Genomic DNA, 20,817 nt, shown 5'->3' on the forward strand with positions numbered 1-20,817 from the left:
AAAAAAGGCGTTGATGAAATTTACTTCATCAACACCATTTATTATAGAACCCAAATAAAAGGCTGCCTTTAGCGGCAGCCTTTCGCTTATTCTTCAGTTGCTGGAGCTTCGTCAGCAGTTGGAGTTTCCTCTTCTGCTTCCGCGTCATCAGGTGCTTCTACATCTTCGGTTGCTGGCTCGTCCTCTGCATCAGCTACATCGTCTGCAACGTTGTTTCGGTTTGCCGCTGCGGCCGCATTGCGTCTGTCTGCTGCTTCAGCCAGGTAGCTGTCCCAATAGTCTTCCAGATCTTTATCGGTAGCGCCTGGTGAGAATTGATAGGAGATTTCTTTCGGTAAATCATCAGCTTTGAACAGATCGGTCCTTGTGGCACCGTTAAGGGTGACGGACAATCCATTCGCGAAGGACACGGTTCCGGCTAAAGTCCCGGTTTCGGCCAACACCGATTTTTCGACAATCCCTTCCGGTTGTTGGTGCGTCTGGTCGGTGCCAAGGATGTCCGGATTGATGCTGTAGATCTTGTTGGCGATCTGGGACCAGTAATTCAGATTTCGCCCGGTCGGAAGACCTTGGTTGTTAGGGTCATAGAAGACATGTTCGCCCTTGTAATTATCATAACCCATCCAAGAGCTGAGCGTGACGGTAGGGGTGCTGGCGATGAACCAGATATCCCGGTTGGCTTCCGATGTCCCTGTCTTTCCGGCCCAATCGGCGCTGAAATTGAGATAGTTGTTGATCGATCTGCCTGTGCCATCGGTGATGACGTCGCGCAGAATGTCCAAAGTCAGATAAGCGGTGTCTTGCGAGAATACTTCAGTCGTTTCGGATTCGTGCTGATAAACGACGTCCCCGTGCTTGTCCGTGATCGTTTCGATCAGGTAGGGCGAAACGTGATCGCCTCCGGTTGCAAATGTCGTGAAGGCGCTGGTCTGTTCCAAAACGGTAGGGCCATCATTCGTTGCTCCGATCGCCAAGGATGGATTGCCGTATTCCGATTCGTCGATCGAAGTGATGCCCATTTTTTCCAAATATTGCCCAGGATTCATGCCTTCATCGTTCATGGCGACATAGAGCTTGATTGTAGGGTTGTTTTTTGATTGGTAGAGCGCTTGGCGAGCGGTCATATAAGTATTGGAAATGGTGTCGCCAAAGTTTGTAGGCTCCCATAGTGTGCCATCGGGCTGTTTGATGCTTATTTTTGTATCAGGCACCATCGAAGCAGGGTAGATCAGGTTCTGTTCGATCGCCGGCGCATAGACCAGCAACGGCTTGATCGTTGAGCCAGGTGAGCGGTTGGTGCTGAAAACGTGGTCCACTTGATTGACCGAGAAATCACGGCCTCCGATGAACCCGATGATTTTCCCGGTCTGGTTTTCGATCAATACACTACCTGTTTGGGCAAGCTCAGTAACTTCCTGCGTGATCCCATCTGCATCGACATAGGTATCCACGAAGGTTTCTCCCAAAGTTTGCCCGTAATCTGATGCGACTTCCTGCATACCGTTGTAGATGTCTTTGTCGATTGTGCTGTACACATTGTAGCCGGACAAACGCAACGTGTTGTCCGCATTAGCATAATATTCGTTGTACAATTCGGTGTCCGCTTCCAGATCCTCCAAGGTGAGGTCGTTAGCTGCAGCGGCCTGTTCCATCAGCACGAAGATTGCCTCACGTTCGACGGCTTGATAAAGGTAACTGTTCCGGTCCTCTTGGGTAGCATGGGAAGCGATGAAATCCTGGGTGATGTCGTACGTGATTGCTGCGTCGTATTCTTCCTTAGTGATGTAGCCTTCGCTGAGCATTCGGAATAGAACGGTATTTTTTCTGTTCAGGGCCGCAGTCAAATCTTCCTTTCTTTCGCCATATTGCGTGAAAGGGGTATAGGTATACGGATTCTGCGGGATGCCCACCAGAAAAGCTGCTTGGGCCAACGAAACATCGGCTGCATGGATGCCAAAAATACCATTCGCCGCTTCCTCTATGCCAGCGATATTGGAACCGCTGCTGTTTCGTCCAAAAGGAGAGACGTTCAGGTAGGCTGTCAGTATTTCATCCTTCGTAAAGAAATTTTCGAGCCTCAGGGCCAACAGAATTTCATTGGCTTTGCGGGAAAAAGTCACTTCATTCGACAGTATCTGTTGTTTGACGAGCTGCTGCGTCAAGGTGGAACCGCCGCTTTGGCTGCCGAAGCCGGTCAATTCAGTCACCAACGCCCTTAGAATGGCTTTCGGTACGATCCCATCATGCTCATAAAAATTTTCGTCTTCCGTTGCGATGAGCGCCTCTTTGATGATCGGAGAGATGCTTTCCGACGCGACGGTAGTCCTGACCAAGTCGGTGCGGATTTCGGAAATGGCTTCGGTATTTGCGTAGTACATAGTGGAGACGAGTTCGACATTGCCGATGTCCTCAGCCATGCTTTCGTATGTAGGAGCTGTCTCTTTTGAAATCAAATTAGCGAAGTAACCCAATCCTGCGCCACCGCCAAAGATGCCCAAAAGGATCATCAACAATACGATTCCGGTAAAAATATTCCGGATCACACCAAAAAAAACATTGAAACCGAAAGCTCCTTTTGAAAGAAGAGGCTTCATGTTTGTTTCTGTGTCCAGCTTCCGTTTTATTCTTCGCAAAGTCACTTTGCCTTGATCCATTTGCTTGTGGGTCCTTTGCTCCCAAAGCAAGGCTTTTTCCTTTGTTCTTGCAGCATTTTCTTTCGTGAAAATCCGCTGGAGGCTGCCATTCATCGATTGCCCAAGACGTTTTAAGAATTCCCCGGTCTTTTTCAGCCATTTTTCCGCTTTATTTCCATCTGGATTGTTCATAAATTCCCTCTTTCCTTTTCAGGTGGTCACTTATCAGTATAACAAAAAAGCTTTGCCATGACTATTACATAGCACGAACAATCACTAAGTCTGAGGGGGCCAAAAAAATCAGCAAGGAAGGTTATCCTGGCTGATTTTTTTGCGGTTATGCTGTTGTGGCAGCAGAGCTCTCAAACGTCTCTCCGATGGCAGCCAGACGCTCCGTTACCTCAGACTGCGTCAATTGATTGCGCTGCACATAATAATTCGGTTGGTGGACGCGGCATTCATGGGAGCAGCTGCGCAAGTACTTGTGTTCATTCTCTTCGGAACAGAGCATTCTGCGGTTGCAACTAGGATTGGCGCAATTCGCGTAGCGTTCGCATGGAGTACCGTCGAACCAGTCTTTTCCGACCACGACATGCTCGATGCGATTGATGTCGACACCGATACGCTCATCGAATACATACATTTTCCCATCCCATAGGTCGCCTTTGACCGTTTCGTCTTTCCCGTAGGTTGCGATCCCGCCATGCAGCTGACCGACATCCTTAAAACCTTCCTTGACGAGCCAACCAGAGAATTTTTCGCAGCGGATGCCGCCTGTGCAATAGGTCACTACGCGTTTTTCCATGAATTTTTCCTTGTTGTCGAGGATCCATTGCGGCAATTCGCGGAAATTTTCGATATCCGGCCGGACAGCGCCGCGGAAGTGGCCGAGGTCGAACTCGTAGTCGTTGCGGGCATCGATGACGACTGTGTTTTCGTCAAGGATGGCTTCGCGGAAAGCTTCCGGGGACAAGTATGCGCCAGTCGTTTCATTTGGATCAAGGTCATCTCCTCCCAAGTGCAGCGATACGATTTCCTGACGGGGGCGGACAAACATCTTTTTAAAAGCATGGCCGTCCGTCTCGTCGATTTTGTATGTGATGTCGTTGAAGCGCGGATCTGCGTTCATATGCTCAATGTACGCTTGCGTTTGTCCAACGGTCCCGGAAACCGTTCCGTTGATGCCTTCTGGTGCGACCAAAATTCTTCCTTTTAAGCCGATTTCTTTGCAGAATCCTAGATGTTCTTGTGCGAATGTTTCTGCATCCTCTATCGGTGTATATTTATAATAGAGTAGGACACGATATTCTTTTGTCATACTGCTCCCCCTAATTCAATCTGTTTTACTTCGAACGTTATGAAATTATACACATTTTGTAAGCGGAAAGCCAAGAATATGCTCAACGACGAAAAAAAGGCGTCACGCTTTATATGGGAGGGCGCTGCGTGCTAAACTTGCAGTGAACACAAAAAGAAAGCGAGGGAATAAGATGGGCATTTGTACATTGATCGTAAATCCGTCGTCAGGGGGCGAAAAAGCTACTGGCTATTTAGACTTGATGCGGACGCAATTGAGCGAAATGTTTGAAGAGGTCACCGTCAGAGATACCGAAAAACAGGGAGATGCCGAACAGTTTGCGCTTGAAGCGGCAACCCACGGCCATGACGCAGTTTTCTGCATGGGCGGCGATGGAACAGTCAATGAAACCATCAATGGGTTGGCGGCTGCCGGGAAAACCGTATCCTTCGGGTTTGTTCCATTGGGCACCGTCAATGACCTTGCAAGAGCGATCGGGATCCCTTTGGAACCGGAACAGGCTATCGCAATGTTGGACAAGGCAAGCTTGATCGATCTGGACATCGGCAAAGTCAATAATCGTTATTTTGTGTCGAATGTCGCTGCAGGTGCGATCCCCGAGGCTGTCGAAGGGGTCAGCGCGGAAGAAAAAACAAAATATGGCCCACTGGCTTATTTCATAGAAGGAGGAAAAGCACTAGCGAAACAGACCATGCATCGTTTCCGCATTACGGTGGATGGAGAGACCTTTACACAGGAATCGCCACTCATTCTGATTGCTCTGACGAATTCGATCGCCAGCTTCGAAAGTTTCATGCCCCAAGCAAAAGTCGATGACGGCAAAATACGGATGGTCGTTTTCAAGGAGTTTAACCTGCTGGATTCGGTGAAATTATTGCCGAAGCTCATCAGAGGCGAAATCAAAAATTCGGATACTGTCATCTACAAATCATTCAAACAGGCCACTATTGCTCTTGAAGATGGCGATAGTTTGATCACCAATGTCGACGGTGACAAAGGTCCGGCATTTCCGCTGGAGATCGAGATATTGCCTTCCTTCATCAAAGTTTACGGACCGGCAGCCACTTGAATAAAAACAAATCCCCACGACCGCTAATTCAGGTCGTGGGGATTTGTTTTGTCCTCAAATGTATTTTTCGGTCAAGCGCAGGAATTCTTCCACGTCTCCCGCCATGATCTCCAAGCCTTGGTTCCAGAAGTCTGGTTGCGTGATATCGGCACCAAGATGCTTCCTAACGAGGTCTTCTGTCGTCATCGATCCGGTATCCCGCAACAGCGAAATATAGGTTTCTTCAAAATTACCATTCTGCTGCAGCGATTGCGCATAAATCCCCAAACTGAACAGGAAGCCAAACGTGTAAGGGAAGTTGTAGAATGGGACGTCATCGATGAAAAAGTGCAGTTTGCTCGCCCAGAATAGGGGGTGATAGTCACTCAAATTCTCTTGGTAAGCCTCCTTCTGGGCAGCCTCCATCAGACCGGACAAACGTTCTACCGTGACAAAACCGTTCATCCTTTCGGTGTAGAATGACTTTTCGAAAAGATAACGAGCATGGATATTCAGGAACATGGCCGTCGCATTTTCGAGCTTCGTATTGAGCAAGGAAATTTTTTCTTCATCGCTGTTTGCTTCCCTGACAGTAGCGGCGCTGATGATAGTTTCCGCAAAAGTCGATGCCGTTTCGGCGACGTTCATGGCGTAGCGCGTGTTCAGATCAGGAAGGTCGCGCATCACGTGGGAATGGAAGGCATGGCCAAGTTCATGGGCAAGTGTGCTCATGTCGCTTGCTGAACCCGTAAAGGTCATGAAAATCCGTGATTCTTTCGATTCCGGATAATCTTCGCAATAGCCGCCAGGTCTCTTCCCGGCTCGGTTTTCGGCTTCGATCCAGCGGTTCTTGACGGCATCCAAGGAAAAGTCTGCCAGTTTCGGACCGAAGGAGGCGAAGTGCTCGATGATGTAATCCACTGCTTCGTCGAAGCTGAAGGTTTTTGATTGGAAATTGCCGAGCGAAACAGGGGCATCGACATCATACCAAGCTAATTTATCCTTGCCCATCAGAGCGGCTTTGCGATCCAAAAACGAAAGGAACGGCTGTTTGTTTGCACTGATTGCCTGCCACATTGCATCCAAGGTCTCACGTTTGATGCGGTTGTAGCGCAAAGGCTCTGCCAAGAAATCCTCATCCTGGTGCGCCTCAAAATCCGCCAAACGGAAACCTTGCAGATGATTCAGTGTATCGGCGAATGCTGGAGCAAGATTACCCCAAGCTTTTTCCCATTCGACGAATATTTTTTTGCGCACGCTTGGATCGGGATCGGCATACATCCGATTCATGGCTTGGCCGGCGGATAGTTCGCCCAAAGTTCCATCAGTCTCCTCGAAAGGAATTTTGATGAAGGATACGAGTGTGTCATAGTGTGCGCTCCAACCGTTGAAACCATCGACACGCAATGTCGCCAATAAGGCTTCTTCCTTGTCGGACAGGAGGCGGCTGCCTTGTTGGCGCCATTCCGACAGGGCGAATGCAAGCGGGGAAAAGGCAGGTTTTTCCACCAACAGATCCCAATCGTTTTCTTTGACTGCGGTTACTTTTTTCTTCAGAGTCGTTTGAATAATCGTTAATTTGCTGTACAATTGAATTATTCGCGCATGGATTGCGCTAGCATCCAAATCCGTGACATCGGCTGATTGGACACCCGTTATGAAACTGTTGCATTGCATCAAAGCTTTTGCGTAAAGTTCCTCATAATGAAGCAAATCCTGGAAATCAGGATATTCCGGTTTGTCTTGTTCGGGGTCCCAAGCGTTTGCTGCGGATTCAAAATCCTTCAATCCGTCTTGGATCGACTTTAACTTTTCTTGGAGTGTGGGCGAAGAACTTCCGCCTTCAAAAAATGAGTCCAAATCCCAGGTAAGGCTGTATTTCATGTTGTTCATCCTCTCAGTCTGAATTGACTAACGTAATGCCATGATTGCATTATAACAATTTCCAGCAAAATAAAAAAAAGAATTCACATCAGGAAAGGAAATAAGTTGCATGCAAAGAGAACAAAAGAGCAATTCATACATAGTGGGCGCCATTCTGATTATGGGTTACCTCTATTACCGCGCCACTTTCCAACAAGATTTTTATGCTTTGCCGAACATCATCGCGAACCTGCTGCAGGCGCAACCGCTATCCGGGTTATTCGCAACCTTCACCTTCCGATACGGGGAGCAGGTGATCAGCATGGAGGCATTGGGCTATTTCGGTTTTTTGGGGTTCTTCGGCAGCAAAATCTGGTTGTTCCTTTCCTATTCCATATTGGCCTACCTTTGGTATGGCGGACTTTCCGGGAAGATGCGGGAGGCATTTACGCCTATAGTTGTGGCGCTGTTGCTTTCCGTGAGCTACGCGGCTGCGGATGAATTTCACCAGTCGTTTGTGTCTCCTGCATTTGCGATGAAGGAAGACGTCATTTTGGCAAGCATAGCGGTAATATTGGCGATAATCGCCGCTTGGTTCTTCCTGACTTCCAGAAAAGGCAGAAAGTGAATTGCCATAAGCGGTTACTTTTGATAAAATGATTGAGTAAATTAATAGATGAGAAGAGGGATCTGAATGTCAGGACATTCAAAATGGAGTAAAATCAAAGGCGCAAAAGGCGCTGCAGATCAAAAACGAGGTAAAATTTTCCAGAGATTATCGAAAGAAATTTATATGGCTGCAAAAAACAGCGGTCCGGATCCCTCATCTAACCCGAGCCTGCGCATGATCATCGATAAAGCGAAAGCGGCGAACATGCCGAACGACAACATCACACGCGCCATCAAAAAAGCAACATCTGCTGGAGAAGGCGAAAACTATGAAGAAATCACTTATGAAGGCTACGGCCCGAACGGTGTGGCTGTTTTGGTCCATGCTTTGACCGATAACCGCAACCGTACCGCCACAAACATCAGAGTCGCTTTCAACAAAAACGGAGGATCTTTGGGAGAATCCGGTTCGGTGAGCTACATGTTCGACCGCAAAGGTTATATCGCGATCGAGCGTGAAGACTTGGAAGTGGATGAAGACACGATGTTGATGAGTGTGTTGGAAGCCGGTGGGGAAGAGTTGCAGACGAGCGAGGAAGTATTCGAAATCTACACAGATCCTACCGATTTTGATGCAGTTTGCGAAGCTTTGAAGGCAGAAGGCTACGTGTTGGCCGAAGCGGAAGTCACGATGGTTCCGCAAACTTTGTCGGCTATCGCAGCGGACAAAGAAACGCAATTCAGAACGATGCTGGAAAAACTTGAAGAAGATGATGACGTCTCCGAAGTATTCCACAACGCTGATCTGGACGACGAAGAATAACATTTTGCAGAGAATCAAAAACGGTTGCCTACCTTGTCTATTGACAAGGTAGGCAACCGTTTTTTTCGGATTCGTCCTGGCCTAAGCGCCAATGCCGTTCCTGTAATCGCTTTCTTCTTTGGCTTGTAGTATAATTTAGTTAGCCAAAGTCGATCTTTCCTAGGACTTTTCGAACAAGGCTCTTAAAGAGAAACTATCATTATCCGATCGGGATAAACAACGAATGGGGGAACAGCGGTATGGCAAAAGTAATATTTGTTATTGCACCTGAAGATTTCCGCGACGAAGAATTATTCATGACCCAAGAAGAGGTTGCGAAATGCGGACATGAGATGTGGATCGCCAGCCACAAAACCGGGACCTGTATGGGTGTGCATGGCGGGATCGCGCAGTCGGATCTCTTGGTTGAGGATGTCGATACGACCAGTTTTGATGGAGTAGTATTCGTGGGAGGACAGGGAAGCCGCGTTTTCTTCGATGATCCACATGCCTGGATGTTGGCGCAGGCGATGAATGGGCAAGGCAAAATGGTTGCTGCCATCTGCATCGCGCCGGTCATCTTAGCGAATGCCGGTTTGCTGAAAAAGAAAAATGCGACTGTTTTCGAATCCGAGGTTGCAGCTATCGAAGCCAAAGGGGCAGTTTATTCTGAGTCCGATGTAACAGTCGACGGCAATATCATCACTGCGAACGGTGCGGATCAAGCAAAACAGTTCGGACTGGAAATCTGCAAGTTTTTGGCTGGCTAAAGCAGAAATACGGCTGTTGGTGAGAAATTGGAGGCGGCAGGGAATATGGAAGAGCTGAAAGCCAGAATAGAGCTATTGAAGGAACAGGACCCGGTCAAAATGCAGGACCTGGAAAGGAAATTCGGCTTGCTGAAGTTCGAGCTGCAGGAAGCGAAGAAAGCAGTGGAGCAGCAGGAAATCACCTTGGCGGATGTGAAAGGCGAATGGATCAAAGACAATTCGGAGGAGAATCTCGCCGTCATGCGCGAGGAAGAACAGAACCTGAAGATTGCCAGATTGAACTACAACTCTGCAGTGGAGAAAATGGACATCATGAAGGCCGTCGTTTTTATGCTTTCCTGACAAGGTAAACTTTTTAATATAAGATATCGTTCATAACGAAAAAGACCGGCAGGGACATTTTAAAGGGTCCCTTACCGGTCTTTTTCGTTATGCAGTTTTTTTGTGATCATTCCGACTGCTCGTTGATTTTTTGTTGATAGTGCTCATCCGAAATCAAATAAGAGAATCCTTCGCCGATGACGCTTTGGGCTTCGCTGATTGTGAAGAAAGCCTTCGGATCGATGGCCGTCACAATCCGGTTTAGCGGCATCAATTGCTGTCTGTTGACGACAATCAAAATCACCTTCTTCTGGCTTTTGGAGTAATAGCCTTCGCCTTCCAAAAAGGTCATTCCGCGGCCGATTTTTTTATCGATTGCCTCAGCGATTTCCTGATGCCGTTCTGAGATGATCAGGACTTGTTTCTTCGGATTGAACCCTTCCAGGATGAAATCCAGCACTTTCGTTTGCACATAGAGATGCACGACAGTCAAAACGACATTTTCCAGCCCGATGACGAAGATGGAAGGTCCGACGACGAATAGGTCCAATACGACCAGTGCGATACTAGTGCTCCAGCCGAGATATTTATTGAAAATCAAGGCGATGATATCGGTCCCGGCCGTGGAACCGCCTGCCTGCATCACGAGGCCCAAGCCTGTACCGACCAAAAATCCGGAGCAAAGCGGTGCCAGAATGATTGTTTCCATCGGATAGCGCCAAGCCGCCGTCAGATAGAGAAACACTGACATCAACAGTGTAGCCAAAAGCGTCAGCCTCATGGTCGATTTTTCCAAAAAGCGGAATCCGATGACCAGTATGATGGCGTTCAAAACGAAACTCGTTATGGCTACCGGGACATCCATGGTATAGAAGGCCAACAAACTAAGGCCGGTGACGCCGCCTTCACCAAGATGGTTCGCAACGGAAAACATATTGATGCCCACCGCGAACAGAAATGTTCCGATCGCAATCAGAAGAATCGAACCAGCAACGTTTTTTTTCAAAAAGTTCACCTCTCTTGTACTTGAGTGATCCCGCATATTTTTCACGTGTGAGACCGCTATTTATGCCAATATAACATATTTTTAACTAAGTTTCTCGTCGGATAAAGAGCGGACGCGAGGATATTGCAGAAGCTATAAGTGACGGCAAAATAGAAATGAGGTGATGAATATGGAAGAAAAAGCAGAGAGCCTGTTGGCCGATGCGATGCGGTTGGGTGTTTCCGACATCCATCTGCTCCCTTATGAAGACCACTATGAACTCTTTTTCCGCGTGAGTACCGGATTGTCGAAAGTATCGGTGTATTCTATCGAAAAGGGTGAACGACTGATTTCCTATTTTAAATTTCTTTCGAACATGAATGTAGGCGAAAGGCGGAAACCGCAATCCGGTGCTGTCAGGTACCGGCTGAACGGAAAAAAAATTGAACTGAGGCTGTCAACCATCGCAAATTTCCGCTACCAAGAGTCGCTTGTCATCCGCATGCTGTACGCCAATCCGGGTTCTGAGCCGGGTTTGCACGCTTTTTTCCCGGCCCAGGAGGCGGAGTTGCTCGAACTGTTGGACCACAAGAGCGGGCTGGTGCTGTTTTCTGGACCTACCGGCTCCGGCAAAACGACCACCATCTATCATCTGCTGCGCAGGAAATACGCCGATGAACCGCTGCAGATCATTACGATGGAGGACCCGGTCGAAATTGAGGAGCCGCTGTTTCTGCAGGCTGAAGTGAATGAAGCGGCGGGCATCACGTACGATCTGCTCATCCGCCAGTGTCTGCGCCATCATCCGGACATCCTCGTCATAGGCGAAATCCGGGATGAGGAAACAGCCAAAATGGTAGTGAGAAGCGCATTGACGGGGCACTTGGTGATCGCAACGATCCATGCCAAAGAGTCGTTCGGGGTATTGGAAAGGCTGCGGGAACTGACGATTTCTTCCGAACAAATGAAGCAGACGCTGCTCGCTGTCGTCTCCCAACGTCTGATCGCAAAATATTGTCCGCTGTGCTCCGGTAAGTGCACGATTCACTGTTCCCACTATCAGGTAAACGAAAAGTCGGCTGCCATCTACGAAATATTGGCAGGCAAGGAACTGCAGGATCATCTGCAGAACAAGGAGGACAGAAAGCGGTTTGTCACTCTGAATGATAAATTGCGAAAAGCCTATGCATGTGGATACATTACGGAAAAAAATTACCTGGAGAATCTCGTCTGAAAAACGTTGGCAGGCAAAAGAGCAGGCATATTTTCTGAGGCGCTTGGGCGAATTGCTGAAGGAAGGTTTTTCGTTATCCGAAGGACTCGCCTTTCTGAAGATGATGCAGCCGAAGCGCGTGGACGATATCCAGCGTATGCTGGCCAAACTGGAATCAGGCATCAATCTTGCTGATGCATTGGCTGGATGCGGCTTTTCGGAGCAAGTCGTATCGCAGTTGCGGCTATCCTTCCTTCACGGAAAATTGACGGAAACTTTGCTGTTTTGCTCAGACTTCCTGACGGAAAAGGACAAACAGCTGCATAAGCTCAGAAAAGTCTTGATCTATCCGTTGTTTTTGCTGGTGTTCGCGAATGTGATGCTGATTGCGATCAGGCAGGTCCTGCTTCCCAGTTTGGAAACGATGCTGGTGCCCTCGGAAGAAGGTTCCGGCGTGATGGTCCGAATCATCCTGAATTACCTGGAGAACCTGCCGCTCATCATTTTGGGCACTTTGGCATTAGGTGCCGATTTATTCCTGTTGGCAAAAAGTTATTTGAAAAAGAAGTCAGCTTTCCAAAAATCGTTGCTGTTCTGCAGGATTCCGCTCTTCAGCAAATGGGTCCAACTCTACTATTCCTTTTTTTTCTGCCGCGAATACGCCTATTTCTTCCGCAACGGCATGCAGTTGAACCAAATCGTTTCGCTGATGCGCGGCGATGAAGGGACTGCCTGGATGAAGGAAATATCCGGATTGGTGGAGGAAGGGCTGATGCAGGGCGACAGCCTGACGACGATCATCAAACGTTATCCCATCTTCAAAGAGGAGATGGGCTGGATCATCTATCACGGCGAGCTCACCAGCCAGTTGCCGATCAAGTTGAGCATGTACAGCGAAGATTGTTTCCGGCTGCTGATTGCGGACATCGAACAGAAAATCGGCTGGCTTCAGCCTGCCTTGTTTCTCATGGTCGCTGTCATCGTGATGGCGATCTATCTTATATTGTTGATGCCGATGCTTAGTTCATTAGGAGGTATGTATTAATGAAAACGATCAAAAAAACACTAAAAAATAAACAGGGTTTCACATTGATGGAAATGGTCCTTGTCCTGTTCATCATTTCGGTGCTGATGCTGATGATCATCCCGAATGTGGCGAACACCAAGAAGAGCGTGGAGACCAAAGGGACGGATGCTTTGGCGGTTGTCGTGCAGACTCAAGCCAATATGTACGAACTGGATACGGGGACGGAAGCGGCGAGTTTCACTGTTTTGAATACGGCGGGGTACCTCAGTGATAAACAGGAGACCGAAGCAACCGCCAAATTGACGATAACCGCCGGAGAAGTGGCACCGATTGACCCTGTAGTCACGCCGTGATGACGGACTGAGCGATGCGCAAGAGCGGCTTCACTTTGTTTGAAAGCCTGTTGGTGCTGATGATCGCATCCATGATTTTGCTGCTGACCCCGCAATTGGAAACCGCAACGGATGAATTCGCGTTCAATCTGTTTTTGGACGATTTCCTGACGGAACTGCACACAGCTCAGAGTTATGCGGTCATCACCGGCAACGGCGTCAACTTGGACGTCGTGCGACCAATCGGCGCAACGCATTACGCTGTTTTTAAAGACGGTGCCGGATGGGACCGTTACATCAACCGCAAGTTGCTGTTGCCTGAAGGATCAAGAGTGATTCAAGGCTACACCGGATTCATCAAAGGGGGCAGCGGGTATCTGCAGCCGAACACGATCATCATGGAGACGGCCCGATATCGCTATACCATCACAATCCAATTGGGGAGCGGTCGTTATGAAGTCAACAAAGCTGAACGATAGCAGCGGTTATATGCTTTTCGAAAGTCTGATCGCTTTGGCCATGGTCAGCATCTCGCTCTATGTGCTGCTTCCGCATTCCGTTCAATTTTTCACGACATTAAAAGCGGCGGGAGCGGAAGTTGCCTACTGGCGGGTCGCGCAGGACCAGATGCAGGTCATCGCCAAGGGAGGCAACCCAATCGGAAGTCAGGCTTCCGGAGGGCTGCTGTTCACCACTACTTGGAATCCGGAAACCGCACAACTTATAGTGAGCGGTGGTGATGGGACAGAAAGGGTGAAGGTGCGTGCCGACGAAATCCAAGCGGGAAGTCCATAAACAATCGCAAGCCGGCTTCACTTTGTTGGAAGCGGCGTTTGCACTGACTGTCAATACGATGGTGCTTCTGCTGATGATGGGAGGCATGGAGGTGATTCGCACTGCGAATATCCAGCTGGAGAAGACCCAGGATGCGGAATGGCATCTTTTCCTGATCCAACTCGAGCATGAGTTGGAGGACGAGTTGTTGGTGCAAAAGACAAGCACGACCATCCGCACCAAATCACAAAATCCGGCCGATACCGCTGTGTATACCTATGAATTCCGTATCAATAAAGTACTCCGTTACAAAAACGGGACCGGCTATCATCCGATGCTGTTGCATGTCAAAGCGCTGAAATACGAGGTGACCAATGAAGGGATTTCTGTCCAGGCTACGCTTTCGGACGACCAGGCGCGCAGAGCGCATCTCATCCTGCCGAAGGCACCCATTTAATAGTGATCGTTCACGGGGAAAGCGCGGCTCGATCTTGCCGATCACCATTTTCTACTTGTTTCTTTCACAAATGATGCTTTTCGGAATCATAAGGGTTTATGAGAATCAGCTCTATCTGTACAGATTGACGGAAAACCACTACAAAGCGCAAACTTTGCTGGCCTATACGGACTACTGGCTGAAGGATCATAACAAAGCATCAACTCCGGAAAATCGAATCGTACCAGCTTCCCTGTCTTTCGAAGAAGGAATCGTGCACTGCGTGGCGGATGCGAGCGGCAAAATCACTGCCACCGTGACCCTGCAGAATGCCTACAGCGAGACGCTGGTATTGGAAATCCTGTCTCCCGAGTGATACGAAAAAGGCAAGGTCTTATAGAGAACGAGACTTGAGGTAAACAGTATAGAGAACCGCACAAGTAACCCGATGAACTTCCGGGTTACTTGTGCGGTTTTTTGGTAGTTCATCGAATTTGGAATCGAATGCTGGCCCCAAAGCTCATATAGACGAATTCCCTCTATCTATGCGGGCTCTTTTTTGATATACTGGATAGGTATGTTTGTAAACAAACAGGCTATTTTTTTTGGAAGGAAGTATGTGAAATGAGTAGAGTCTCAAATTTGCAGGCTGCCATCAAAGCGAAGAAGATGGATGCAATGCTGGTGACAAGTCAATATAACTTACGTTATGTTTCCAATTTTACGGGTACGACCGGTCTGGCGGTCATCACTCAAGAGGAAGCTTTTTTTGTGACCGACTTCCGTTATACCCAGCAAGCCGCTTCACAGGCGCAGGGGTTTCAGATTATTCAGAATAAAGGGCCAATATTCGATGAAGTGAAAAAGATTGTGGAGGAAAAGGGACTTTCGTCTCTAGGCTTCGAAGACGCCATCATGTCTTTCCGCAGTGTCGAGGATTTGGAAGACCTGGTGACGTGTGATCTGCTTCCTGCTTCAGGCATCATCGAGGAATTGCGTGAAGTCAAAGATGAAGCGGAAATCCAGACTATCAGACGGGCTTGTGAAATTGCGGATGCCGGCTTTATGTTCATCCTTGAGCATATCCGTCCCGGGGTTTCGGAAATAGAGATTGCTAACCGTTTGGATTTCCACATGCGCGAATTGGGAGCGAGCGGTGTTTCCTTTGAAACGATTGTAGCCAGCGGCATCCGTTCCGCGATGCCGCATGGTGTGGCCAGTCCGAAGTTGATCGAAAAAGGCGACTTCGTGACGCTGGATTTCGGTTGTTATTACAATGGCTATGTTTCGGATATGACCCGCACGGTTTCAGTGGGCCAACCGCATGCAGAATTGAAGAAGATTTACGGGATTGTGCTGGCCGCCCAATTGCGCGTGAATGCAACTGCAAAAGCTGGCATGACCGGCATCGAAGTCGACAGTGTCGCACGCGATTACATTACGGAACAAGGGTACGGAGATGCGTTCGGCCACTCCAATGGCCACGGAATCGGTTTGGAGATACATGAGGGACCGAATACATCGCAAAAAGCCGGAAAAGTGCTTGTCCCAGGAAATGTCATCACAAATGAACCGGGCATCTATCTCGCTGGTCTTGGCGGCGTGCGGATTGAAGATGATCTTGTGATCAGGGATAACGGCAACGAGATTTTGACGCATTCTCCAAAAGAATTGATTATTTTATAAAAAAATAGAATCCGAACTAAATTAATGGTAAACTTATTTCAAATGAGTTGCCACAGGAGGAATTATTAATGATTTCAGTAAATGATTTTAAGACAGGCCTGACGATCGAAATTGATGGAGGGTTATGGAAAGTTGTCGATTTCCAACACGTAAAGCCAGGTAAAGGTGCGGCTTTCGTCCGTTCAAAATTGAAGAATCTTCGCACAGGAGCTGTACAGGAAAAAACTTTCCGTGCGGGTGAAAAAGTCGGAAAAGCGCATATCGCGAACCGCAAAATGCAATTTCTGTACGAGAGTGCCGGTGCTTATGTCTTCATGGACACTGAAAACTATGAACAGATCGAATTGAATGCAGGCCAAATCGAATATGAATTGAACTATCTGAAAGAAAATATGGAAGTCAACATCCTGATGTATGAAACAGAAACAATCGGTGTCGATCTTCCGAACACAGTAATCCTGCGAGTGGAAGAAACTGAGCCAGGGATCAAGGGCGATACAGCTTCAGGCGGTTCAAAACCGGCTAAAATGGAGACTGGCTTGATGGTCAACGTACCATTCTTCGTGAATGCTGACGATATGCTTATCGTCAACACAACGGACGGTTCTTACGTATCCCGCGCATAATGTTTCCCAAGAAAGGAGAATGACAGATGATGGAAGAAACAAACATTCCTTTAGCAAACGGTCCGGCTCCACTGGGAGAGATTGAAATTGCTCCTGAAGTGATTGAAGTGATCGCGGGTATTGCAGCGAATGAAGTAGAAGGTGTTTATGCGATGCAAGGGTCTTTCAAGACCGGCGTCAATGAATTATTGGGACGCACTGCCCATAACAAAGGTGTACACTTGACAGTCGATGAAAATGGTTTGGCGGTTGATGTGTACTGTTACATTAAGTACGGGACTTCCGTACCGAAAGTCGCTTTGGATATGCAAGAAAAAGTGAAGGAACAAGTCCTTTACATGAGCAATCTCGAAGTGTCGCAAGTGAACGTCCATGTGGTTGGCCTTGTCGCACCGAAGTCCGAAGACAATGCCTATCTTGATTTGGATGCAGAATTGGGGGAGAATGCGTGAGCACTTCCCGTTTAACCAGAAGAGAAATCCGGGAAAAGGCGCTCCAAGCCCTTTTCCAATTGAAAACGAACGAAGAATTGACCCCTGAAGAAGCCATCAAGCAAGCGGTTTTGAGCGATTCAGAGGAATGGAACAGCGAAGAGGATGTCGATATCCAGGATTATCCTTATTTGGTAACATTAGTGCATGGCGTTTTGGATAATCAAGCGGCGATCGATGAAGCGATCCAGCCTTACCTGAAGAACTGGACTGTGGGCAGATTGGCCAAAGCAGACGCTTTGATCATGCAGATTGCTGCTTATGAAATGCTGTTGGGAGATACGGAACAGGTACCTCAAAGGGTAGCGTTGAATGAAGCAATCGAAATTTCAAAGCTTTATTGCGATGAACAGTCGAGCAAATTCATCAATGGCGTATTGTCCAACCTAATTCCTAAAACGGAAAATCCTTAATGCTTCGGCATAAGGGTTTTTCTTTTTATGTCGATGAATTCGGGCATGCCAAGCCCGCTTTTCTAACCGTAATCAAAGATAATATGTTAAAATAGACGGTAACACCAAGGAAAAGGAGATTGATTAATGGAAACGATTATCATGGATGGAAAAGGCTTAGCCAAAAAAATGCAGGATCAGATGAAAGAACAGGTAGCAGCATTGACAGCAGAAGGGAAAACCCCGGGTCTTTGCGTCATTTTGGTCGGCGAGGATAAAGCGAGTCAAGTCTATGTCCGCAATAAAGAGAAGCAATCCGAAGCAATGGGTATGAATTCGCGTGTCGTTCGTCTTGCGGCAGACATTTCCGAAACAGATCTCCTGGCAGAAGTTGAAAAGCAGAACCAAGATGACAGCATGCACGGCATTCTGGTACAGTTGCCTTTGCCGAAACACATAGATGAACAAAAAGTTTTGCGCGCCATCCGTTATGAGAAGGATGTGGATGGTTTCCATCCGATGAACGTCGGGAACTTCTTCCTCGGAAATGAATCTGCTTTGCCTTGTACACCTTACGGTATCATGAAGATTTTGGAAGAATACAACATCGAACTTGAAGGCAAAAAAGCATTAGTGATCGGCCGCAGCAATATCGTCGGAAAACCGATGTCCATCATGCTTATGAACGAAAACGCGACAGTTACGATCGCCCACTCCCGCACTAAAAACCTGAAAGAATTGGCTAAAGAAGCCGATATCCTGGTTGCAGCGATCGGCAGAGGCCATTTCGTCACTGCCGATTTCATCAAAGAGGGCGCAGTCGTCATCGATGTAGGGATGAACCGCAGTGCAGAAGGCAAATTGATCGGCGACGTGGACACAGCCGGTGCAATGGGCATCGCAAGCCATATCACACCAGTTCCTGGCGGTGTCGGTCCAATGACCATCACGATGCTGTTGCAACAAACAATCGATAAAGCAAAATAATCAAGGAGGCACAAAGTTGGAACCTGTCTATCTCAGCGTCACCGCTTTAACCAAATACATCAAAAGAAAATTTGATGCCGATCCTTATCTCGAGCGTGTCTACCTTACTGGTGAAATATCCAATTATCGTCCGCGTCCGGGCCATCAATACTTCAGCCTGAAGGATGACCATGCCGTCATCTCAGCAGTGATGTACAAAGGCAGATTCGACAAGTTGACCTTCAAGCCCAAAGAAGGGATGAAGGTCATGCTCATCGGACGGGTGAACGTCTACGAATCGGGCGGAACCTACAATATCATGGTCGAGCATATGGAACCCGATGGCGTAGGCGCTTTGTACCAAGCGTTCTCGGAACTGAAGGAGAAATTGGCGCGCGAAGGGTTGTTTTCCCTGCCGAAGAAAGAACTTCCGGTATTTCCGAAACGCATAGCCATAGTGACCAGCCCAAGCGGTGCGGTCATCCGCGACATCATGACGACTGTGAAAAGAAGATACCCGATCGTCCAGCTCGTGCTCTATCCGACCATTGTGCAAGGGAAGGATTCCGCTGCCAACATCATAAAGAACCTTCAAGCAATTGAGCAAAAAGGTGATTTTGATGTGGTCATCGTCGCAAGGGGTGGCGGCTCCATTGAGGATCTTTGGTCCTTCAACGAGGAAACAGTAGTTCGCCAAATAGCAGCCATGAGTGTCCCGGTCATCTCTTCCGTAGGGCATGAAACGGATACGACATTAGCCGACTTTGTTGCAGATGTCCGCGCCGCTACTCCGACAGCGGCGGCGGAGTTGTCTGTGCCGGTGTTGAGCGATGTCATCCGTTATATCCATCAGATCGACAATAGACTGTATCAAAAGATGCGGCATCTGCACACGATGCAACAACAGCGATTGAATCGCGCCATGCAATCCTATATCTTCAGACAACCGGAGAGGATGTATGAAGGTTATGCCATCAAAGCGGATCAGGTGCAACAACGCCTGGCCAATCAGATGCAGCAGCAGATCCATTTGCGCTCCAATGAGCTGCAACGGCTGCAACTGCGCCTTGAAAACCGCAATCCTGCAAGGGACGTGCAGCTGGCCGGTAATCGCAGACAACAGCTTGCCGATGAACTGGAAAGGGCCATGGATCGCTACTTGAAACAAAAAGAAATGCGCATGACAACGGCTATGCAATCGTTGGACTTGTTGAGTCCATTGAAGATCATGTCGCGTGGGTACACTTATACGACAAGGGACGGGAACGTAGTCGCATCCGTCAAAGAGTTGCACAGCGGCGATAAATTGAAGGTGAATTTTTCGGACGGTTATGCCGAAGCAGAAGTAAAACATGTGGTGGAGGAAAAATGATGAAGGCCGAAAAGAAAGTAAGTTTTGAAGAAGCGATGAACCAATTAGAAGCTATTGTAACAAGACTGGAAGCAGGGGATGTCCCGTTGGAAGAGGCGTTGGAGCAATTCAAGGTCGGGATGGATCTCAGCAAGTATTGCCAAGACACTTTGAACAATGCTGAAAAGACGTTGACGAAAATCGTCAACCCGGATGGTTCGGAAGCGAATTTTGAAGAGCCGGCAACCCAAACCGAAGGGGAATGACAATCATGAATCTTAGCGAATTTCAATCGGAATGGATGCCTCGATTCGATGCTTTCCTCTACGCGGAATTGGATGCACGTGTGCCTTTGCAAAAAAATCTGCACAAAGCGATGGCGTATTCTTTAATGGGGGGCGGAAAAAGAATTCGCCCTCTTTTAGTGTTGGCGACCCTTTCGTTGGCAGACAGTGAAATTTCGGATGGCTTCGCAGCCGCAGCCGCTTTGGAATATATCCATACTTATTCCTTGATCCATGATGATCTGCCGGCTATGGATGATGATGATTACAGACGGGGGCGCCTGACTTCCCATAAAGTATTCGGAGAATCCACCGCGATCCTTGCGGGTGACGCGTTGTTGACGGCGGCCTTCGAGATCCTTGCGGAATCCTCTGTCATTTCGGCAGACAAAAAAGTCAAACTGATCGGCTTGTTGGCGAAAGCCTCGGGTCCGGACGGAATGATCGCCGGCCAGATGGATGATGTTGAGGGCGAAAAGAAGGCACTTACAATAGAAGAATTAAAACAAGTGCATGATAAAAAGACCGGCGCATTGATAAGATACGCTGTCACTGCGGGATGCCTCATCGCGGAGGCGGATGAACCATTCACAACCGAAATGGAAGGGTTCTCCCGTCACTTGGGTTTGGCTTATCAGATCCACAATGATCTGAAGGATGTCGTATTGGATGAGGCCGAGACGGGCAAAACCAGCCATCACGATGCCGAATTGAACAAAAATACATACCCATCCTTATTGGGTGTCACCGGATCCATCCAGGAACTGAACGGCGTTATCCGCCAAGCGGAAGACTGTCTGGAGCGAGTGGCACTGGCCAATGGCGATGCGAAGGATAAAATAGATGTATTCCGCCAATTATTGGACTATGTCAGAATATAACGGGAGATT

The 20,817-nt window shown here is 48.2% G+C and carries 24 protein-coding genes; 20 read left to right on the top strand and 4 right to left on the bottom strand.

Annotated features, from left to right (window positions below):
* Positions 1-86: 86 nt before the first annotated feature.
* Both C7R73_RS04730 and trhO read right to left on the bottom strand, forming a co-directional pair.
* Positions 87-2,825 carry a transglycosylase domain-containing protein gene (locus C7R73_RS04730; RefSeq protein ID WP_106449391.1) on the bottom strand — a complete coding sequence of 913 codons (2,739 nt, stop codon included), beginning with the start codon at positions 2,823-2,825 and terminating at the stop codon, positions 87-89.
* A 145-nt stretch (positions 2,826-2,970) separates the two neighbouring features.
* Entirely contained in the window at positions 2,971-3,951 is a 981-nt protein-coding gene (gene trhO, locus C7R73_RS04735; RefSeq protein WP_106449392.1) for an oxygen-dependent tRNA uridine(34) hydroxylase TrhO, read from the bottom strand.
* 172 nt (positions 3,952-4,123) lie between these two features.
* Here trhO and C7R73_RS04740 point away from each other — a divergent pair, with 172 nt between their 5' ends.
* Positions 4,124-5,020, top strand: coding sequence for a diacylglycerol/lipid kinase family protein (locus C7R73_RS04740; protein WP_106449393.1), 897 nt, complete (start codon positions 4,124-4,126; stop codon positions 5,018-5,020).
* A gap of 54 nt (positions 5,021-5,074) precedes the next feature.
* Here the strand turns inward: C7R73_RS04740 and C7R73_RS04745 are convergent, their stop codons facing one another.
* On the bottom strand, positions 5,075-6,883 hold the full coding sequence (locus tag C7R73_RS04745; protein WP_106449394.1) for a M3 family oligoendopeptidase: 1,809 nt from the start codon (positions 6,881-6,883) through the stop codon (positions 5,075-5,077).
* A 109-nt stretch (positions 6,884-6,992) separates the two neighbouring features.
* Here C7R73_RS04745 and C7R73_RS04750 point away from each other — a divergent pair, with 109 nt between their 5' ends.
* The 4 genes from C7R73_RS04750 to C7R73_RS04765 all read left to right on the top strand — a co-directional run bounded on the left by C7R73_RS04750 (position 6,993) and on the right by C7R73_RS04765 (position 9,385).
* Entirely contained in the window at positions 6,993-7,490 is a 498-nt protein-coding gene (locus tag C7R73_RS04750; RefSeq protein ID WP_106449395.1) for a VanZ family protein, read from the top strand.
* A gap of 66 nt (positions 7,491-7,556) precedes the next feature.
* Complete coding sequence (locus C7R73_RS04755) at positions 7,557-8,294, top strand: YebC/PmpR family DNA-binding transcriptional regulator (RefSeq protein ID WP_106449396.1); 738 nt, start codon at positions 7,557-7,559, stop codon at positions 8,292-8,294.
* A 239-nt stretch (positions 8,295-8,533) separates the two neighbouring features.
* Entirely contained in the window at positions 8,534-9,043 is a 510-nt protein-coding gene (locus tag C7R73_RS04760; RefSeq protein ID WP_106449397.1) for a DJ-1/PfpI family protein, read from the top strand.
* 45 nt (positions 9,044-9,088) lie between these two features.
* Entirely contained in the window at positions 9,089-9,385 is a 297-nt protein-coding gene (locus C7R73_RS04765; RefSeq protein ID WP_106449398.1) for a hypothetical protein, read from the top strand.
* A 106-nt stretch (positions 9,386-9,491) separates the two neighbouring features.
* On the opposite strand, the gene C7R73_RS04770 is transcribed toward C7R73_RS04765, so the two are convergent.
* Positions 9,492-10,370: a YitT family protein gene (locus C7R73_RS04770; protein WP_239992568.1), complete on the bottom strand. Its 879-nt coding sequence runs from the start codon at positions 10,368-10,370 to the stop codon at positions 9,492-9,494.
* 169 nt (positions 10,371-10,539) lie between these two features.
* Between C7R73_RS04770 and comGA the strand changes: the two genes are divergently transcribed.
* The 15 genes from comGA (at position 10,540) to C7R73_RS04845 (ending at position 20,808) form a co-directional block, all read left to right on the top strand.
* The gene (gene comGA / locus C7R73_RS04775) at positions 10,540-11,583 is read left to right on the top strand and encodes a competence type IV pilus ATPase ComGA (protein ID WP_338064714.1); all 1,044 of its coding nucleotides are present in this window, start codon (positions 10,540-10,542) and stop codon (positions 11,581-11,583) included.
* Positions 11,540-12,607: a competence type IV pilus assembly protein ComGB gene (gene comGB / locus C7R73_RS04780; protein WP_161525863.1), complete on the top strand. Its 1,068-nt coding sequence runs from the start codon at positions 11,540-11,542 to the stop codon at positions 12,605-12,607. The genes comGA and comGB overlap by 44 nt, the downstream gene beginning before the upstream one ends.
* Complete coding sequence (comGC, locus tag C7R73_RS04785; protein ID WP_106449401.1) at positions 12,607-12,942, top strand: competence type IV pilus major pilin ComGC; 336 nt, start codon at positions 12,607-12,609, stop codon at positions 12,940-12,942. Before comGB ends, comGC begins: the two co-directional genes overlap by 1 nt.
* Before the next feature lie 14 nt (positions 12,943-12,956).
* Positions 12,957-13,400, top strand: coding sequence for a prepilin-type N-terminal cleavage/methylation domain-containing protein (locus tag C7R73_RS04790; RefSeq protein ID WP_106449402.1), 444 nt, complete (start codon positions 12,957-12,959; stop codon positions 13,398-13,400).
* Positions 13,375-13,716: a hypothetical protein gene (locus tag C7R73_RS04795; protein WP_106449403.1), complete on the top strand. Its 342-nt coding sequence runs from the start codon at positions 13,375-13,377 to the stop codon at positions 13,714-13,716. Before C7R73_RS04790 ends, C7R73_RS04795 begins: the two co-directional genes overlap by 26 nt.
* The gene (gene comGF / locus C7R73_RS04800) at positions 13,685-14,152 is read left to right on the top strand and encodes a competence type IV pilus minor pilin ComGF (RefSeq protein ID WP_106449404.1); all 468 of its coding nucleotides are present in this window, start codon (positions 13,685-13,687) and stop codon (positions 14,150-14,152) included. Before C7R73_RS04795 ends, comGF begins: the two co-directional genes overlap by 32 nt.
* A 34-nt stretch (positions 14,153-14,186) precedes the next feature.
* The gene (locus tag C7R73_RS04805) at positions 14,187-14,507 is read left to right on the top strand and encodes a hypothetical protein (RefSeq protein ID WP_106449405.1); all 321 of its coding nucleotides are present in this window, start codon (positions 14,187-14,189) and stop codon (positions 14,505-14,507) included.
* A 248-nt stretch (positions 14,508-14,755) separates the two neighbouring features.
* Positions 14,756-15,817, top strand: coding sequence for a M24 family metallopeptidase (locus C7R73_RS04810; RefSeq protein WP_106449406.1), 1,062 nt, complete (start codon positions 14,756-14,758; stop codon positions 15,815-15,817).
* A gap of 68 nt (positions 15,818-15,885) precedes the next feature.
* Complete coding sequence (gene efp, locus C7R73_RS04815) at positions 15,886-16,443, top strand: elongation factor P (protein WP_086627787.1); 558 nt, start codon at positions 15,886-15,888, stop codon at positions 16,441-16,443.
* Positions 16,444-16,469: 26 nt separating this feature from the next.
* Positions 16,470-16,895: an Asp23/Gls24 family envelope stress response protein gene (locus tag C7R73_RS04820; protein ID WP_106449407.1), complete on the top strand. Its 426-nt coding sequence runs from the start codon at positions 16,470-16,472 to the stop codon at positions 16,893-16,895.
* Complete coding sequence (nusB, locus tag C7R73_RS04825) at positions 16,892-17,347, top strand: transcription antitermination factor NusB (RefSeq protein ID WP_106449408.1); 456 nt, start codon at positions 16,892-16,894, stop codon at positions 17,345-17,347. Before C7R73_RS04820 ends, nusB begins: the two co-directional genes overlap by 4 nt.
* A gap of 126 nt (positions 17,348-17,473) precedes the next feature.
* Positions 17,474-18,313, top strand: a complete 840-nt coding sequence (gene folD, locus C7R73_RS04830) for a bifunctional methylenetetrahydrofolate dehydrogenase/methenyltetrahydrofolate cyclohydrolase FolD (RefSeq protein WP_106449409.1) — start codon at positions 17,474-17,476, stop codon at positions 18,311-18,313.
* Positions 18,314-18,329: 16 nt separating this feature from the next.
* On the top strand, positions 18,330-19,664 hold the full coding sequence (xseA, locus tag C7R73_RS04835; RefSeq protein ID WP_106449410.1) for an exodeoxyribonuclease VII large subunit: 1,335 nt from the start codon (positions 18,330-18,332) through the stop codon (positions 19,662-19,664).
* A complete protein-coding gene (locus tag C7R73_RS04840; protein WP_106449411.1) occupies positions 19,664-19,909 on the top strand; it encodes an exodeoxyribonuclease VII small subunit in 246 nt (81 codons plus the stop codon). The genes xseA and C7R73_RS04840 overlap by 1 nt, the downstream gene beginning before the upstream one ends.
* Before the next feature lie 5 nt (positions 19,910-19,914).
* Positions 19,915-20,808: a polyprenyl synthetase family protein gene (locus tag C7R73_RS04845; RefSeq protein WP_205076471.1), complete on the top strand. Its 894-nt coding sequence runs from the start codon at positions 19,915-19,917 to the stop codon at positions 20,806-20,808.
* Positions 20,809-20,817 lie beyond the last annotated feature (9 nt).

The organism is Trichococcus alkaliphilus, assembly GCF_003008695.1.
GTDB lineage: Bacteria > Bacillota > Bacilli > Lactobacillales > Aerococcaceae > Trichococcus > Trichococcus alkaliphilus.

Coding starts and splice junctions, on each gene's coding strand:
- C7R73_RS04730 (WP_106449391.1), bottom strand. CDS start 2,825: ATGAACAATCCAGATGGAAATAAAGCGGAAAAATGGCTGAAAAAGACC.
- trhO (WP_106449392.1), bottom strand. CDS start 3,951: ATGACAAAAGAATATCGTGTCCTACTCTATTATAAATATACACCGATA.
- C7R73_RS04740 (WP_106449393.1), top strand. CDS start 4,124: ATGGGCATTTGTACATTGATCGTAAATCCGTCGTCAGGGGGCGAAAAA.
- C7R73_RS04745 (WP_106449394.1), bottom strand. CDS start 6,883: ATGAAATACAGCCTTACCTGGGATTTGGACTCATTTTTTGAAGGCGGA.
- C7R73_RS04750 (WP_106449395.1), top strand. CDS start 6,993: ATGCAAAGAGAACAAAAGAGCAATTCATACATAGTGGGCGCCATTCTG.
- C7R73_RS04755 (WP_106449396.1), top strand. CDS start 7,557: ATGTCAGGACATTCAAAATGGAGTAAAATCAAAGGCGCAAAAGGCGCT.
- C7R73_RS04760 (WP_106449397.1), top strand. CDS start 8,534: ATGGCAAAAGTAATATTTGTTATTGCACCTGAAGATTTCCGCGACGAA.
- C7R73_RS04765 (WP_106449398.1), top strand. CDS start 9,089: ATGGAAGAGCTGAAAGCCAGAATAGAGCTATTGAAGGAACAGGACCCG.
- comGA (WP_338064714.1), top strand. CDS start 10,540: ATGGAAGAAAAAGCAGAGAGCCTGTTGGCCGATGCGATGCGGTTGGGT.
- comGC (WP_106449401.1), top strand. CDS start 12,607: ATGAAAACGATCAAAAAAACACTAAAAAATAAACAGGGTTTCACATTG.
- C7R73_RS04790 (WP_106449402.1), top strand. CDS start 12,957: ATGCGCAAGAGCGGCTTCACTTTGTTTGAAAGCCTGTTGGTGCTGATG.
- C7R73_RS04795 (WP_106449403.1), top strand. CDS start 13,375: ATGAAGTCAACAAAGCTGAACGATAGCAGCGGTTATATGCTTTTCGAA.
- C7R73_RS04810 (WP_106449406.1), top strand. CDS start 14,756: ATGAGTAGAGTCTCAAATTTGCAGGCTGCCATCAAAGCGAAGAAGATG.
- efp (WP_086627787.1), top strand. CDS start 15,886: ATGATTTCAGTAAATGATTTTAAGACAGGCCTGACGATCGAAATTGAT.
- C7R73_RS04820 (WP_106449407.1), top strand. CDS start 16,470: ATGATGGAAGAAACAAACATTCCTTTAGCAAACGGTCCGGCTCCACTG.
- folD (WP_106449409.1), top strand. CDS start 17,474: ATGGAAACGATTATCATGGATGGAAAAGGCTTAGCCAAAAAAATGCAG.
- C7R73_RS04840 (WP_106449411.1), top strand. CDS start 19,664: ATGAAGGCCGAAAAGAAAGTAAGTTTTGAAGAAGCGATGAACCAATTA.
- C7R73_RS04845 (WP_205076471.1), top strand. CDS start 19,915: ATGAATCTTAGCGAATTTCAATCGGAATGGATGCCTCGATTCGATGCT.